The organism is Pseudomonas sp. 1L-E-NC-VB-C3 (assembly GCF_057291535.1).
In genome coordinates this window covers 331,307-347,244 of the sequence record NZ_JBXAWD010000004.1, presented here as the reverse complement: position 1 = coordinate 347,244, position 15,938 = coordinate 331,307, and the positions used below count along the sequence as shown (strand labels likewise).

Below are 15,938 nucleotides of genomic sequence, written 5' to 3'. Positions count from 1 at the left end.
TTTTTATGGTTCCTTGTTGAAGTGCGTGACTTCGTTATATTCGCTTTGTGTTCTTCCGGCTTGCTTACCGTTTGGAAGCGTTTTATTGCTCGGAATAATTCCTTCAAGGTTTAAATACTTACGCTTTCCAGGCAAGGAAGGATCATAAATTCTGAAATAATTTCCGTTCATGTCTTCAACCACTTCTATCCCGTTTTGGGGGTTTTTATATATTCTTTTGCCCTTGTCCGTAGTGCTGACGATTGGATTGCTTCCAGCGAATTTTTCAACGGCACTGTTTAAGTTTGCTTTAGGCCAATTCGCGGAATATAGAGCCGCGCGGGCAGCTCCCCCTGTTTCGGGCGCTTTTTGGTCGCCTTCATCTACTTTTGGTTTTATAGCGGAATCATCAGCGCCGATGCTAGGCGTACAGTTTTCGCCTCCAGGACAAGTATTCAACCCTAAAGGATCCACCCACCCCGTAGGGTTAGGCACGTACTGGTAGCTGTTCAACCCACCCGCAAGCTTGATCGGATCCGGCGTCAAGAACCGGCCAGTCCCCGGATTGTAGTAGCGGTGGCGGTTGTAATGTAACCCTGTCTCGGCGTCGAAATACTGACCCTGAAAACGCAGCGGATTATCGATTTCGCTCACATCCAGCGCCGCGAGGTTGCCGTAGGCCTGGTACTTCGCTGACCACATGATCTCGCCGCTGTAGTCGGTGAGTTCCTGCGGTGTGCCGAGGTGGTCGAGTTGATAGTAGAACGGGGCCGCTTTTAGCGGGCCTTCGCCTTCGAGCATTGCCAACGGGCGGAAGGTGCCCGGTTCGTAGATGTAGCTGCGGTAACGGTTTTCGGCGCTTTCGGCGATCAGACGTTCGCCTTGCCAGAGGAATTCAGTGGTGTGGCCGTCGACGGTTTTCTCGATGCGGCGGCCGAAGGTGTCGTATTTGTAGCTTGCGGTGCTGCCACCCGGCAGGCTGACGCCGATCAGGCGGTGTTGGCAGTCGTAGCGGTATTCGGTGACGAGCTTTTGGCCGGTTCCGCGACGCTCGCGGATCAAGTTGCCGTAGGCGTCGTAATCGTAATGGCGGTCGCCTTGCATCAGCAAGCGGTTGCCTTTGACGTTTGCGAGGTTCGCAACGGGCAGGTCATTTTGTCCGAGGAGGTTGCCCGCCGGGTCGTGAGCGAAGCTCTCTGGCATGGCGCCGCGTACGCTGATCAATCGGTCGAGTGGATCGTAGTGATAGCTGCGGTTGCCTTTGCGGCTGTCGTCGATGCCGGCGAGGTTGCCATTGGCGTCGTATTGGTAGCGGCGCTGGAACAGGTGTATGTCCCGCTGGCTGACGCTGTGTGCTTGAAGTCGGCCCTGTTCGTCGTATTGGTACTGGCTGAGCAGCAAGCCTTGTTGGCGCTGTTGTTCGCGACCGGCGTTGAACTGATGGCTGGTCAGGCGTGAGCCGTTGAGGTCGATGCTGCTGAGTTGCCCGCCAGGCTGGTGACGATAATCGAGTTTGCTTCCATCGGGCAATCGGCAGTGCTTGAGCTGGCCGACGCTGTCGTATTCGTAGCGCAGAGTGCCCCAGCCCTGGTGTTCTTCGATGAGTCGGTCTTGCAGGTCGTATTTATAGGCGAGCGGCCAGTGGCCGTCGTCGACGTTAACGAGGCGACCAAGCGCGTCGTAGCTGTAATGAATCTCTTCGCCATCGGGCAGCGTCTTGACCAGCAAACGGCCAGCGGCATCCCGCTGATATTCGGTGGTCAGTTCGCTACCGTCATCGCCGAACTCGGTTTTCTTGAGCAGTTGGCCGTTCAGGTCGTACTCGTACGCGGTGCGTCGGCCGTCGAAGCCGGTTTCCTGCTGGATCAGGCCGTTGGCGTAGTATTCGAGGTGGTAGTGCTCGCCGCGCTCGTTTTCAATTTCAGTGAGCAGCAGGCGCGAGTTGTCGTAGCGATAGCGCAGTTGGCTGCCGTCGGGATTGATGCGGCGGCTGACGAGGTGCAGATTATCGGCGTATTCGTAGCGGGTGATGCGGCCGAGCTCGTCGCGCTCGGCGGTGACACGGCCATACGGATTGTAGGTAAAAGCACGGGTGGTGCCGCCGGGCAAAGTGACCTGATTCAGGCGGCCGACCGCGTCCCATTGATATTGTGTGATCGCGCCAGTTTCATCCTGACGAATGGTTTGCCGCCCAAGTGCATCGTAGCGGTATTTTCGTTTGCCACCGTCTGGCAGTTGCTCCTCTAACAATTCGCCGAGATTGTTCCAGGTTAGTTTATGGCGGCTGCCATCTGACTGCCGAATTTCCAGCAGGCGACCACGGCTGTCGTAGGAGTAATGTGTAGTGTTCCCATTAGGATCAATCTGTTGAGTGATATCCCCTTGTTTATTTCGGGTATATTTCCAGATCGAATCGCCTCGACGAACCTCAGACAGAAATCCAAAGGAGTAATCGTAGAGAGTGGGTGTATCCTCAGGAGGAATGAGCGCTTCCATTCGGCCCGCGTCATTGTATTGGTATTCGGTGACTGCACCCATCGGGTCTTTTTCGGCAATCAATCGCCCTTTGTCGTCATAAACGTTGATGTGTTCAGCACCATCTGGCTCGATCTTACTTATGAGCCTTGCATGATCATCATGAGTGTAGACTTCCTCACTCCCGTCAACATTAGTGACGGTAACGCTTCCGTCGTCATCCCAAGAATAGCGGGCATCCATTTGAGTAAAATTTGCCCAGTGATGAATGCATCGAGCGGATTTACCTTCCTTTTCCCATTCCCAAAAGAAGCTTGCCCCGCCCGCAAGTTGTCGCTCCTGAATCACGTTCAGATGGTCGTAGCTATATAGTTCACTTTCACCAGCGGCATTTTTTACTTCTATAAGGCGATTGCGTTCGTCGTATTTGTAGGTGACAAGTGTCTGAATGGTAATCCAAGCGTCTTCCAGATTGTCTGCAGGAGTGAATTGTTGAATATCCACAGACACGATATGTTGTCGATCATATCTTAATAGCAGGCCTCGTCCTGCTCCGTTATCTACCCGTTTGATTCTTCCGTGAATATCCCTGCCAATATGCAGCCGATTGTGATACCGGTCAGTTATTGCGATAAGGGTTGCGCCCATGTTGTCGTACTTAAAATGATAGAACAGTGGGCGCTCCCCGGCCTGGGTGAGAATTAGTTCAGAGGGATCATCACCTAAAAAAATGGCAGCTTTGGCTAGGCTGTTGGTAATAGCTGGTCGTTGACTGCTAGGGTGCGGAAAATGAGTAACACGGTTTTCATGATCCGTCCAAACTATCCCATCTTGATTAACCTGGAGTCTTTGCGCCAAAGCATGACTCCATCCGTAGCCAAGCCCACAATCCACCTCTACTGAACTGGTACGGTATAGGCGGGTCCATGCGAATGGAAGGGTTCCGTTTAACTGTCCGTCAGTAAGAGTTAGAAGCTCTTCTCCGGTAACCATTGATACAGGGCATCCGTTAACACAAGTGTCTTGGGTGCATGCAACAGCTTTGTCATCATGGTTCGTCGATTGTTTTGATTTGTCGTCAACGTGTTCGGTACTCGCTACCTTCGCGTGATCTTGTCGATCCCAACCAAGTCTCACCTTGCCTTTGGCAAACGTTCCAGCAGCAGCTCTCGTAGCAAGTTTTTTGTAACCCTCGATTGCTTCCATGAATTTTTTGAGGATGCTGAATATTGATCTTACGAACCCAGAAACAGCTTCGACGACTTTGCTGCCGTAATTGATAAGGCGGACGCCCAGGTATGCAATCCCCGAGCCCTCCGCTGCAAAAGTTAAGACTATCGCCAACAGTATATCGATCAGGACTGTTACTATAGCGCTGGACAGCTGCTCAGCTGTTTTTCCTGAAATCAAGCTCGGAGGAAGCTGTGCTAACCAGATTCCCGACGCCTTGAGAACTAGGAATAGTGCGGCTTGGTCGCTAGCTAACAACATCAGCTTTTCCATTGCAGCTGGTGTTTCTTTGGCCAGCTTTAGGAGATCTTGCGCGCTGTCTCCTAATTCTTCCGCGAATTTTTTTGGATCTTTCAGTATCTCGAATATACGTTTAATTCCGTCAAACGCTGACTTTATTGCCTCCCAGCTGCCTATGATCATTCCCTTTTGCTGGGCAATGTAAGAGGAAGTGAATGTCTCGTTTGGCCAGAGTGGTCTATATTTACTCCATTCGGAATTCAGCCACCGGTTCAGGTGCTCAGTTAAACTTTCATAAGAATTAAACAATTCGTTCAGCTGATTTTTCGTGACTGAGCTTTGTACGCGGACGTAGTACTTTTTTCCTGGTATACCCTTGTAAACGCCTTTGCCTTCAGCGTCGAGCGTGATTGAGGTTGACGGACCACCTTCCTTTGGAGTGACCTCAACCGTTATGTTGCCTACGGGAATGTCGTTTACGGAAACAAACTTACTTTCAATTAACAGTCTTCCGTCTTTAGGGCACTGTGCGACCGTGGATTCAAATCCATTATCCTTTACGCTGACGGTAGCATTTGCGCTGCCAAGCTTTATGGTTCTGCTCAATCCAAAGAAAGCTGGTTTATCGAAGAATTGGGGTCCTGCGTCTAGCCATTCGGCATATTTGCTTTCGGTCAGTTTGCGATAATCATTCAAACTGTCGGGGAAGGCAGAGAGTTGTGTGTCAACAAAGGCAACGCGATCCATCAGCCTTGCTCCAGAATCAGGTGGTTTATCAATGCTTCTTTAAGATTTTGCGGCGCATCCGGGCGGCGCACGAAGCGGGTGATTTTCAGCTTCAAATTGTTCTCGGGCCATGCGATGTAGAGGTCCGGGCGGTCTTCTTCCAGCCATTGCATCAGGTTGCTGACCAGCGTCGCCGGATTGTCCTTGCTCAACCCTTCCAACAACCCCTTCGGCACCTCCCACCACGGCCAGTCCTTGACCTTCGGCACCACCCGCGTGCCGACTTCCAGCGCCTGCCCATTGATCAGATACCGCTCAAACACCGGCAGCACTTCTCCAGCCTTCTCCCCAAGCCCCCGCAGAATCGGATAAATATGCCGGCCATCCCAAAACCGGAAAAACACCTCGGTGCCATCCGGCATTTTCACCTGCGTCAGGCTACGCAGGTGTTCGAACACTTCGTTCGGTTCTGAACGCGACACCGCCAGCCAGCCCCAGTCGAGGGCGTCGGTTTCGGCGATCCAGGGCAGGAAGGCGGAGTTGGCTTTGAGTTCGGTGAGGTAGGGCATCACCGGTTGCCAGGTGGAGTAGGGCGTACCGCCCCAGATCGGGATGAGCTGGGCGGTGGGTTCGGTGAGGTACAGGGTTTTCAGGGCGTCGGCATCGCTGGCCGCGCTGACGACCAGATACAAGCGCTCGCCGCTTTGCAGCGGCTGTTGCGCCAGCCAGTCTTTGGGGGTGATTCGTTCAGATGGCACAGGCACCTGCCTTGCATTTTTCGCATTCTTCACAGAACGGCGCGTTACGTTTGAGTGTATTGATTTGCGCCGGGGTCAGGACCTGGCCGGCCTTGTCGGCATCCGCTTGTTTCAACACGCCGGGCATCAACGGCGCGGCGCCCGTGCCAACGCCCGGGCTGCCGCCGGAGTTCATGTTGATCACCGGGCCGCTCATGGTCACGCCACCAGCATCAATCTTGATGAAGCTGCCGCCGCCGACCAGGGTCAGCTCCGCACCGGCTTCCATCACCACTTTCATGCCACTGCTAAGGTGGATTTCCTGGCCGGCGTCGATGAACTGACCGGTGCCGATCTTGATGTGCTGGTTCACGCCGACGGTAAGGTGGTCGTTGGCGCGGGTTTCGACTTTGCGGTCGGCGTAGACGGTGTGGTGTTCTTCGGCTTTGAGCTCGGTGTAGCTGTTCTTTTCGACGGTGTCGTGTCGTTCGTTGCCGACGCGGATTTTCTGGTCGTGCTCGATGTTTTCGTCCCAGTCGCGCTGGGCATGCAGGTAGATCTGTTCCTGGCCTTTTTTGTCTTCGATGCGCAGTTCGTTGTAGCCGCCACCGCCCATGGAACTCAGGGTCTTGAAGGTGCTGCGGGTCTTGTTTGCCGGCAGTGGATAGGGGACGGTGTTTTCCTTGTGGTACAGGCAGCCGCTGATCAGCGGTTGATCGGGGTCGCCTTCAAGGAACGTGACCAGCACTTCCATGCCAATGCGCGGGATGGCGATGCCGCCGTACTGGGCGCCTGCCCAGGCGCTGGAGACGCGCAGCCAGCAACTGGTCTTGTCGTCGGCCTGGCCTTCGCGGTCCCAGTGAAACTGGACTTTGACCCGGCCGTACTCGTCGCAGTGGATTTCTTCACCTTTCGGGCCGGTGACCACCGCGCTCTGGCTGCCGAGGATGCGCGGTTTTGGATGGCGTAGCGGCGGACGATTGGGCACGTCCCACGGAGTCGCCTGAAAGCGGTTGCGGTAGCCCTGATGGAAATCGTCTTTCAGCGCGGTGGTGTCGCTGGTCACCGATTCTTCGAGCACTTGCGGCTGTTTGCCTTCGTGCAGGACTTCGGTGAGCAGCCACAGGTCGTTCCATTTGGCTTTCGGGTGTTCGGTCAGGGCGAGGAAATGGCCGCTGACCAGCAGTGGCTGATCACTCTTGCCTTCGGCGAGCTGGAAGTCGCTGCGGTGGCGTTCGAGGGCGCGTTTGGCCAAATGTTTGCCGCGCTCGCGGTCGATGAAGCGCCCCGGGTAATCGTAGTCTTCAAGGTCGGGCAGGGCGTCGCCACGGTTTTCGCTTTCCAGGGTCAGACGCGGTTTTTCGAAGTCGTAGTCGCGGCGGGTGGTGCGGCTGGTGCGGGTTTCCAGGCGCAGGTCGAAACGCTTGATCACCGGGTTGCTGGCGACCATGCCGGAGTCTTGCTGATAGGGCACCGGCTTGAGCTTCGGGAACACCGTCTGGTCGTCGCCGAACACCAACTTGTGCGCGTTGGCGCTGTGCTGGAAGTGGAAGTGAATGCCTTCCTCTTCGCACAGGCGCTGGATGAAGTGCAGGTCCGACTCGTCGTATTGCACGCAGTAGATGCGTTCGGGATAGATCGAGCCGGTCTTGAATTCGTAGGCGTTGCCTTGGATGCCGTGCTCTTCCAGCACTTGGCCGATGATTTTCGGCACGCTGAGGTTCTGGAAGATGCGCTGGTTGATGCGGTGCGCGAGGTAAGCCAGTTGTGGGCGCAGCGTCACCGAATAACGGGTCAGGCGTTTGCCCGAGTCACCTTGCGCGGCGCGGTAGATCTGGCCATGGATGCCGCTGCCGTCGGGCGACAGCTGCAGGAAGGCCGGTTTGTGCAGCAGGGTTTCGAGGTCCAGCGACGGCTGCTCACTGACCAGCTCCACCTCAAAGACAAAAGGCTGGCTGATGGCTTCCCGGCCGGTGAGGGTAAACACCTGAAAGTCGGCGGAAAGCCCTTCGATGGTCAGGGCAAAGTGGGTTTCATTGGCCGGCGCGAACATCCCTTGTTCCTCGTGCTGTACAGCGGCGCTCGTCGACGGCCGCAAAAAAGCGGCTCAACGTACGCGAAATTCTGGAGGGGCGTAAACAACATCGACCAGCAGAGCTGGCCGATGCGTGTAACGGTCAGCCGTAATTAAACGACTGGAGCACGCCAGTCATCGGAACCCGAAGTACCGGATACTTCGTGGGTCCAGGTGATTTTGCGGTAGGTGAACTGCACTTCTTCCAGGTGGGTGAAGTGCGCGTTGCCTGGATCCTGGCAGTTGTGCATTTTGTTGTTGATGGCGACGATGATCGCGTCTTCCAGTTTGGTGGTGTAGTAGTGCTCTTGGGTGCCTTGAGCCGAAGTGCGGTACCACTGGATAACGATTTCGCTCATGCGCTCGCCGGAAGTCAGAGCTGCTTGCAGCAGTGGCGAAGCCTTGTCGTAGACCTTGGTGATCACAACTGGCTTGTGTACGCGCTGACCGGTTGGCTGACCGGATTGCGGGTCACGCGGGATGATCACGTCGTGGGTGAAAGCCTGAACCATGACCTGGTCTTCGTGGCCTTCCTGGTAGGTGTTGCCAACGGAGTCGGCGGTGAAAGCGCCGGCAGTGATCAGGCCTTGTTTTTCGCCGGTAACCGACATGTACGCTGGTGTTGCCATGGGGTGCTCTCCTTGCGGATAAAGTTAGGGTGCCCGGAGGCGAAATCGCCCGGTGGGTGGCTGAGAGTTATCAAGGAGCGTGCCAGGTTTTGCGCGGTGCCCGGATGGCGGGGGCGCCACGGTAGTCGGTGATCATTCGGGGCGATTTTCAGCGGGAAAGTCGGGAGGAAGTGCGCAAGAAGTTGCGCAGTACTGCGCAACTTCTTGCGCACTTGGCTGCAGGCCTTGACCCGCTTGGGCTACGGGGGATTTGGGCCCTGGAATATTACGACCTACTGCGCAACTTCTTGCGCAGTTGGGTATTTGCCGGGACTGCGGTGTTGCCTTCGCGAGCAGGCTCGCTCCCACAAGGACAGTACTGCCAGCGAAAGCGTCTTATAAATGAAACACCGCCCTCGGCTATACTCCCCGCATTTCGATCAGGCACGAGGATTCACTGTGAAGAACTGGACGTTGCGCCAACGCATTTTGGCGAGCTTTGCTGTGATTATCGCCATCATGCTGTTGATGGTGGTGCTGTCCTACTCGCGGTTGTTGAAAATCGAGGCCAGTGAAAACAGCGTGCGCGACGATGCCATCCCCGGCGTCTATTACAGCTCGATGATTCGTGGTGCATGGGTCGACAGTTATTTGCAGACGCAAGAGCTGCTCGGCCTCAAGGAAGGCCAGGGCGTTTCCAGCGAAGACGCAGCGGACTACAAGGCATTCGAGGCGCGTCTGCAAGAGCAGATGGCCAACTATCGCAAGACCATGGCCACCGATGAAGACCGCTCCGAATTCGCCCTGTTCGAGAAGTACCACGATACCTACATGCAGATTCAGGATGCCGTGCTGGACCTGCACAAGCGCAATCTGGAAGCCGATGCCATCAAGCTGTTCAACGAGAAACTGACCCCGGCGTGGTACACCGGGCGGATGAAACTCAACGACATCATTGGCGAGAACAAAGTCGTCGCTGATACCGCCATGGCCAATATCGACGACGCGGTGGCAACGGCCAAAGTCAGCATGGTCATTTCCCTGCTGGTCGCGGTGCTGGCCGCCGGCCTCTGTGGTCTGCTGTTGATGCGCGCGATCATGGCGCCGATGAACCGCATCGTGACCATCCTCGACATCATGCGCACCGGCGATCTGAGTTCGCGCCTGAACCTTGATCGCAAGGACGAGTTCGGCGCGGTCGAAACCGGCTTCAACGACATGATGACCGAGCTGACGTCGCTGGTATCCCAGGCCCAGCGCTCCTCGGTGCAGGTGACCACCTCGGTCACCGAGATCGCCGCCACTTCCAAGCAACAACAGGCCACCGCCACCGAAACCGCAGCGACCACCACCGAAATCGGCGCAACCTCCCGTGAGATCGCCGCGACTTCGCGGGATCTGGTGCGCACCATGACCGAAGTGTCCACCGCTGCCGATCAGGCCTCGGTGCTCGCCGGCTCCGGCCAGCAAGGCCTGGCGCGCATGGAAGACACCATGCACTCGGTCATGGGCGCGGCGGATCTGGTCAACGCCAAACTGGCGATACTCAACGAGAAGGCCGGCAACATCAATCAGGTGGTGGTGACCATCGTCAAAGTGGCTGACCAGACCAACCTGCTGTCGCTCAACGCAGCGATCGAAGCCGAGAAGGCCGGCGAGTACGGTCGCGGTTTTGCCGTGGTCGCCACCGAAGTCCGGCGTCTGGCCGATCAGACCGCCGTTGCCACCTACGACATCGAACAGATGGTTCGCGAGATCCAGTCGGCGGTGTCGGCCGGGGTGATGGGCATGGACAAGTTTTCCGAAGAAGTGCGCCGCGGCATGTCGGAAGTGCAGCAGGTCGGCGAGCAGCTGTCGCAGATCATCCATCAGGTGCAGGCGCTGGCACCGCGCGTGCTGATGGTCAACGAAGGCATGCAGGCCCAGGCCACTGGCGCCGAGCAGATCAACCATGCGCTGGTGCAGTTGGGCGATGCCAGCAGCCAGACCGTCGAGTCGCTGCGTCAGGCCAGTTTCGCTATCGACGAACTGAGCCAGGTGGCCGTCGGCCTGCGCAGCGGCGTTTCGCGATTCAAAGTCTGATGAGCGAAATCATCGCCAAGCGTGGCGCCGCGCCAGTGGCGAAGCAGGCGCTGTTTCTGCTGTTTCGCATCGGCAGCGAACGCTATGCCCTGCGCGCCACGGAAGTGGCCGAAGTGCTGCCGCGCCTGCCATTGAAACCGATTGCCCGGGCACCGCACTGGGTGGCCGGGGTGTTCGCCTATCGCGGGGCGGTGGTGCCGGTGATCGATCTCAGCGCGCTGACTTTCGGCCGACCCGCCGAGGCGCGCACCAGCACGCGGCTGGTGCTGGTCAATTATCAGCCGGATCAATCGCAAGCAGCGCAATGGCTCGGGCTGATTCTCGAGCAGGCCACCGACACGCTGCGCTGTCATCCGCAAGATTTCCAGCCCTACGGCCTCGACAACCGCGAGGCGCCGTACCTCGGCCCGGTGCGCGAAGATGCGCAGGGATTGCTGCAATGGGTGCGGGTCGATGACTTGCTCGATGATGCCGTGCGCGGTTTGCTGTTCCCCGATCCGCCGCGTGATCCGGCGCAGCTTGAGGCGCAGCCATGAGCAGTGAGCAGCGCTTTTTCGATTTCCTCAAGGAACGCATCGGCCTTGATGTTGCGTCGGTGGGCGCGGCGATCATCGAGCGTGCCGTACGCCAGCGCACGACCCTGTCCCAGGCTGCCCACGCCGACGAATACTGGCAGCTGTTGCAAGGCTCGCGGGACGAGCAGCAGGCGCTGATCGAAGCGGTGATCGTTCCGGAAACGTGGTTTTTCCGTTATCCGGAATCTTTCGCGACGCTGGGCAAACTGGCGCGAGGTCGGCTTAAAGAACTCAATAATATGCGCGCGCTGCGAATTCTGAGCCTGCCGTGCTCGACCGGCGAAGAACCCTACTCGATTGCCATGGCCTTGCTTGATGCCGGATTGCAGCCGCATCAATTCAAGGTCGACGGCATGGACATCAGCCCGTTGTCGGTGGACAAGGCGCGCCGCGCTGTTTACGGCAAGAACTCGTTTCGCGGGCAGGATCTGCAGTTTCGCGATCGGCATTTCATGCCTGAGCAGGACGGCCACCGGGTCAACGAATACGTTCGCGAACAAGTGCGCTGGCAGGTCGGCAATGTCCTCGATCCGACGCTGTTGGCGAGCGAGCCAGCCTTCGATTTCGTGTTCTGCCGCAACCTGCTGATCTATTTCGACCAGCCGACGCAAAAGCAGGTGTTCGAAGTGCTCAAGCGCCTGACCCACGTCGACGGCGTGCTGTTTATCGGCCCGGCGGAGGGCAGTCTGCTCGGGCGCTTGGGCATGCGCTCGATCGGCATCCCGCAGTCGTTCGCTTTCAGCCGCCATAGCGAGCCGCACCCCGAACCGCTGCCGATGCCCAAACCGGTCGCCGTGCCGGTCAGCCAACCACTGCGCAGCGCGCCGCCGCCAGCGCCAGTGCGCAATCGGCCGTTCGCTGCCGTGACGGCTTTGCCGGTGGCGAAAAAAACTGCCGACCCGGACGCCGCAACGCTGCTGGCGCAGATTGCTGCACTGGCCAACGAAGGCAAAAGCGCCGAGGCCCGTGCCGCGTGCGAACACTATCTGCGCAGCCATGAACCCGTGGCGCAGGTGTTCTATTGGCTGGGCCTGCTCAGCGATGTCGCCGGGCTGAGCCTCGAAGCCCAGGGGTATTACCGCAAGGCCTTGTACCTCGAACCGCAACACCCCGAAGCGCTGATGCACCTGGCCGTATTGCTGCAGGCTCAGGGCGATACGGCGGGTGCCCGACGATTGCAGGAGCGCGCCGCCCGCAGCGGGCGCACCGCCGACAGTGAGCGTAAACGATGAGCGCGTCCGACACCTTGAACGTTACCCACGAAGACGCCCGCGCCATCGACGATTGCTGGAACCGCATCGGCATTCATGGCGACAAGTCCTGCCCGTTGCTGGAAGAGCACATTCATTGCCGCAACTGCTCGGTGTATTCCGCCGCCGCCACACGCCTGCTCGACCGTTATTCGTTGCAGCAGAACCAGCGCGAAGCAGTGGTCAGCAAAGTCGAAACCGACGTCAAGACCCGCTCGCTGCTGATGTTCCGCCTCGGCGAGGAATGGCTCGGACTGGCCACGCGCACGCTTGTCGAAGTTGCGCCGTTGCAGGCGATACATTCGCTGCCGCACCAGCGCTCGCGGGCCTTGCTCGGTGTGGCCAATGTCCGTGGCGCACTGGTCGCGTGCCTGTCGCTGGTGGAGCTGCTCGACCTCGGCGCCAGCGTTGCGCCGGTCAGCGGCGGGCGAATCATGCCGCGCATGCTGATCATCGCCGCGCACGGCGGGCCGGTGGTGGTGCCGGTGGATGAAGTGGACGGCATTCATGCCATCGACGAGCGCATCCTCGACGCCGCGTCGCAGTCCGGTGCGCAGAACAGTGCCAAGTACACCCGTGGCGTTCTGCAATATCGCGGTCGCAGCCTGCGCTGGCTGGATGAAGAACAGCTGTTGTCCGCCGTGACCCGGAGCCTGACATGACCCCCGAGCAAATGCGCGACGCCTCTCTGCTCGAGCTGTTCAGTCTCGAAGCCGAAGCCCAGACCCAAGTGCTCAGCGCCGGGCTGCTGGCGCTGGAGCGCAATCCGACCCAGGCCGATCAGCTGGAGTCGTGCATGCGCGCGGCGCACTCGCTCAAAGGTGCGGCGCGCATTGTTGGCATCGACAGCGGCGTCAGCGTCGCCCACGTCATGGAGGATTGCCTGGTCAGTGCGCAGGAAGGCCGTTTGTTGCTGCGTCCCGAACACATCGACGCGTTGTTGCAGGGCACCGACCTGCTGATGCGCATCGCCACGCCGGCCAATGCGCCGCAACCCACGGACATTGAAGCCTACGTCGCGTTGATGGGGCGTCTGCTCGATCCTTCGGCGCCAGCCGCTGTGGTTGCCACGCCGTCAATGGCCGAGTTGCAGATCGAGCCTGCGCCAACGGCGACAGCGCCGATCATGGACGAGCCCGCCGAGCCGACTCCGCGCAAAAACAAACGCACCACCGAAGGCGGCGAGCGCGTTTTGCGCGTCACTGCCGAACGCCTGAACAGCCTGCTCGATCTATCGAGCAAATCGCTGGTGGAAACCCAGCGTCTCAAGCCGCATCTGGCGACCATGCAGCGCCTCAAGCGCATGCAGAACAACGGCCTGCGCGCGCTGGAAAATCTCAATGTGCACCTGAAGGAGCATGCACTGAGCCTGGAAGCGCTCGAGTCGCTGGAAGATGCGCGACGTTTGCTCGCCGAGTCGCAGCAATTGCTCAGCGAGAAGAACGCCGAACTCGACGAATTCGCCTGGCAGGCCAGCCAGCGTGCACAAGTGCTCTATGACACCGCGCTGGCCTGTCGTATGCGCCCGTTCGCCGACGTGCTCAGCGGGCAGGCGCGCATGGTTCGCGATCTCGGACGCAGTCTTGGCAAACAAGTGCGCCTGGAGATCGAAGGCGAGAAAACCCAGGTCGATCGCGATGTGCTGGAAAAGCTCGAAGCGCCGCTGACTCACTTGCTGCGCAACGCTGTCGATCACGGCATCGAATCCCCGGACCAACGCCTGCTCAAGGGCAAGCCGGAAGAAGGCCTGATTCGCCTGCGCGCCTCCCACCAAGCCGGTTTGCTGGTGTTGGAACTCAGCGATGACGGCGGTGGCGTCGATCTGGAGAAAGTCCGCCGCAGCATCGTCGAACGGCAGTTATCCCCAGCCGAAACCGCAGCGCAATTGAGCGAAGAAGAACTGCTGACCTTCCTGTTTCTGCCGGGATTCAGCCTGCGCGACAAGGTTACCGAAGTGTCCGGGCGTGGCGTCGGCCTGGACGCTGTTCAGCATATGGTCCGCCAATTGCGTGGGGCCGTGGTGCTGGAGCAGACGGCGGGCGAGGGCAGCCGTTTCCATCTGGAGGTGCCGTTGACGCTTTCGGTGGTACGCAGCCTCGTGGTGGAAGTCGGCGAAGAGGCTTACGCATTCCCCTTGGCGCACATCGAACGCATGTGCGATCTGGCCCCCGAAGACATCGTGCAGGTCGAAGGACGCCAGCATTTCTGGCACGAAGGCCAGCATGTCGGGCTGGTTGCGGCCAGCCAGTTGCTCAATCGCCCGGCCAGTCAGAACGATGGCGCTACCCTGAAAGTCGTGGTGATCCGCGAGCGCGAGGCGATTTATGGGGTGGCTGTCGAGCGCTTCGTGGGTGAGCGCACGCTGGTGGTGTTGCCGCTGGACGAGCGTCTGGGCAAGGTTCAGGATATTTCCGCCGGGGCCTTGCTCGATGATGGTTCGGTGGTGCTGATCGTCGATGTCGAAGACATGCTGCGTTCGGTAGACAAGCTGCTCAACACCGGGCGTCTGGAGCGCATTGCCCGACACGGCAATCAAGCTGCCGAAGTGGCGCGCAAGCGGGTGCTGGTGGTCGACGATTCGCTGACCGTGCGCGAGCTGCAACGCAAACTGCTGCTCAATCGCGGCTATGACGTCGCGGTGGCGGTGGACGGCATGGATGGCTGGAATGCGCTGCGTTCGGAGAACTTCGATCTGCTGATCACCGACATCGACATGCCACGCATGGACGGCATCGAGCTGGTCACGCTGCTGCGCCGCGACAACCGTTTGCAATCGTTGCCGGTGATGGTCGTGTCGTACAAGGATCGCGAAGAAGACCGCCGCCGTGGACTGGACGCCGGCGCCGACTATTATCTGGCCAAAGCCAGTTTTCATGACGACGCCCTGCTCGATGCAGTGGTCGAGCTCATCGGGGGAGCGCGGGCATGAGGATCGCAATCGTCAACGACATGCCCCTGGCGGTGGAGGCCCTGCGCCGAGCGCTGGCGTTCGAGCCGGCGCATCAGGTGATCTGGGTCGCCAGCAACGGCGCCGAGGCGGTGCAACGCTGCGCCGAGTGCACGCCAGACCTGATTCTGATGGACCTGATCATGCCGATCATGGACGGTGTCGAAGCCACGCGGCGGATCATGGCCGAGACCCCATGCGCGATCGTCATCGTCACCGTCGACCGCCAGCAGAACGTGCACCGCGTGTTCGAGGCCATGGGCCACGGCGCGCTGGACGTGGTCGACACGCCGGCGATCGGCGCCGGCAATGCCCAGGAAGCGGCGGCGCCGTTGTTGCGCAAGATCCTCAACATCGGCTGGCTGATCGGCGACAAGGCGCCGCGTTCGCGCCCGGCTCCGAGTTCGCCGCGCAGTTCGCCTTCACGTCAGCGGCTGGTGGCGATCGGTTCGTCTGCCGGTGGGCCGGCGGCGCTGGAAGTGTTGCTCAAAGGCCTGCCGAAGGATTTTTCCGCCGCGATCGTGCTGGTGCAGCATGTCGATCAGGTGTTCGCCGCCGGCATGGCCGAATGGCTGGCCAGCGCCAGCGGCCTCGATGTGCGTCTGGCCCGTGAAGGCGAGCCGCCGCAAAGTGGCGCGGTGCTGCTGGCCGGGACCAATCACCATATTCGCCTGTTGAAAAACGGCACGCTGGCCTACACCGCCGAACCGGTCAACGAGATCTATCGCCCCTCGATCGACGTGTTTTTCGAGAGCGTTGCCAGTTACTGGAACGGTGACGCGGTCGGGGTTTTATTGACCGGAATGGGGCGCGATGGCGCGCAAGGGCTTAAGCTCATGCGCCAGCAGGGTTATTTGACCATCGCCCAGGATCAGCACAGCAGTGCGGTGTACGGCATGCCCAAGGCTGCCGCGGCAATCGATGCCGCGGTGGAAATCCGCCCGCTGGAAAAGATAGCGCCACGATTGCTGGAGATTTTCCCCAAATGAACAGGTTGATCCGCAATCCAGGCCCC

At 59.1% G+C, this 15,938-nt stretch carries 10 protein-coding genes; 6 read left to right on the top strand and 4 right to left on the bottom strand.

Going from position 1 to position 15,938, the window contains the following annotated elements; all coding sequences use genetic code 11:
• Positions 1-3: 3 nt before the first annotated feature.
• The 4 genes from AC0Z5Z_RS09405 to AC0Z5Z_RS09390 all read right to left on the bottom strand — a co-directional run bounded on the left by AC0Z5Z_RS09405 (position 4) and on the right by AC0Z5Z_RS09390 (position 8,090).
• On the bottom strand, positions 4-4,671 hold the full coding sequence (locus AC0Z5Z_RS09405; RefSeq protein WP_485610983.1) for an RHS repeat-associated core domain-containing protein: 4,668 nt from the start codon (positions 4,669-4,671) through the stop codon (positions 4-6).
• Positions 4,671-5,408, bottom strand: a complete 738-nt coding sequence (locus tag AC0Z5Z_RS09400; protein ID WP_485610982.1) for a DUF4123 domain-containing protein — start codon at positions 5,406-5,408, stop codon at positions 4,671-4,673. Before AC0Z5Z_RS09400 ends, AC0Z5Z_RS09405 begins: the two co-directional genes overlap by 1 nt.
• The gene (locus AC0Z5Z_RS09395) at positions 5,398-7,440 is read right to left on the bottom strand and encodes a type VI secretion system Vgr family protein (RefSeq protein WP_056783140.1); all 2,043 of its coding nucleotides are present in this window, start codon (positions 7,438-7,440) and stop codon (positions 5,398-5,400) included. Before AC0Z5Z_RS09395 ends, AC0Z5Z_RS09400 begins: the two co-directional genes overlap by 11 nt.
• A gap of 134 nt (positions 7,441-7,574) precedes the next feature.
• On the bottom strand, positions 7,575-8,090 hold the full coding sequence (locus AC0Z5Z_RS09390; RefSeq protein ID WP_007949952.1) for an Hcp family type VI secretion system effector: 516 nt from the start codon (positions 8,088-8,090) through the stop codon (positions 7,575-7,577).
• 438 nt (positions 8,091-8,528) lie between these two features.
• On the opposite strand from AC0Z5Z_RS09390, the gene AC0Z5Z_RS09385 reads away from it, so the two are divergent.
• The 6 genes from AC0Z5Z_RS09385 to cheB are packed head-to-tail and all read left to right on the top strand — an operon-like array spanning position 8,529 to position 15,912.
• Positions 8,529-10,151, top strand: coding sequence for a methyl-accepting chemotaxis protein (locus tag AC0Z5Z_RS09385; protein ID WP_056783144.1), 1,623 nt, complete (start codon positions 8,529-8,531; stop codon positions 10,149-10,151).
• Positions 10,151-10,687 (top strand): chemotaxis protein CheW, encoded by a 537-nt coding sequence (locus AC0Z5Z_RS09380; protein ID WP_252885427.1) that lies wholly within the window; start codon positions 10,151-10,153, stop codon positions 10,685-10,687. Before AC0Z5Z_RS09385 ends, AC0Z5Z_RS09380 begins: the two co-directional genes overlap by 1 nt.
• A complete protein-coding gene (locus AC0Z5Z_RS09375) occupies positions 10,684-11,958 on the top strand; it encodes a CheR family methyltransferase (protein WP_485610981.1) in 1,275 nt (424 codons plus the stop codon). The genes AC0Z5Z_RS09380 and AC0Z5Z_RS09375 overlap by 4 nt, the downstream gene beginning before the upstream one ends.
• Positions 11,955-12,638, top strand: a complete 684-nt coding sequence (locus AC0Z5Z_RS09370) for a chemotaxis protein CheW (protein ID WP_252877506.1) — start codon at positions 11,955-11,957, stop codon at positions 12,636-12,638. The genes AC0Z5Z_RS09375 and AC0Z5Z_RS09370 overlap by 4 nt, the downstream gene beginning before the upstream one ends.
• Entirely contained in the window at positions 12,635-14,905 is a 2,271-nt protein-coding gene (locus AC0Z5Z_RS09365) for a response regulator (RefSeq protein WP_485610980.1), read from the top strand. The genes AC0Z5Z_RS09370 and AC0Z5Z_RS09365 overlap by 4 nt, the downstream gene beginning before the upstream one ends.
• The gene (gene cheB / locus AC0Z5Z_RS09360; protein WP_095180462.1) at positions 14,902-15,912 is read left to right on the top strand and encodes a chemotaxis response regulator protein-glutamate methylesterase; all 1,011 of its coding nucleotides are present in this window, start codon (positions 14,902-14,904) and stop codon (positions 15,910-15,912) included. The genes AC0Z5Z_RS09365 and cheB overlap by 4 nt, the downstream gene beginning before the upstream one ends.
• Positions 15,913-15,938: the final 26 nt, after the last annotated feature.

Coding starts and splice junctions, on each gene's coding strand:
- AC0Z5Z_RS09405 (WP_485610983.1), bottom strand. CDS start 4,671: ATGGATCGCGTTGCCTTTGTTGACACACAACTCTCTGCCTTCCCCGAC.
- AC0Z5Z_RS09395 (WP_056783140.1), bottom strand. CDS start 7,440: ATGTTCGCGCCGGCCAATGAAACCCACTTTGCCCTGACCATCGAAGGG.
- AC0Z5Z_RS09390 (WP_007949952.1), bottom strand. CDS start 8,090: ATGGCAACACCAGCGTACATGTCGGTTACCGGCGAAAAACAAGGCCTG.
- AC0Z5Z_RS09380 (WP_252885427.1), top strand. CDS start 10,151: ATGAGCGAAATCATCGCCAAGCGTGGCGCCGCGCCAGTGGCGAAGCAG.
- AC0Z5Z_RS09375 (WP_485610981.1), top strand. CDS start 10,684: ATGAGCAGTGAGCAGCGCTTTTTCGATTTCCTCAAGGAACGCATCGGC.
- AC0Z5Z_RS09370 (WP_252877506.1), top strand. CDS start 11,955: ATGAGCGCGTCCGACACCTTGAACGTTACCCACGAAGACGCCCGCGCC.
- AC0Z5Z_RS09365 (WP_485610980.1), top strand. CDS start 12,635: ATGACCCCCGAGCAAATGCGCGACGCCTCTCTGCTCGAGCTGTTCAGT.
- cheB (WP_095180462.1), top strand. CDS start 14,902: ATGAGGATCGCAATCGTCAACGACATGCCCCTGGCGGTGGAGGCCCTG.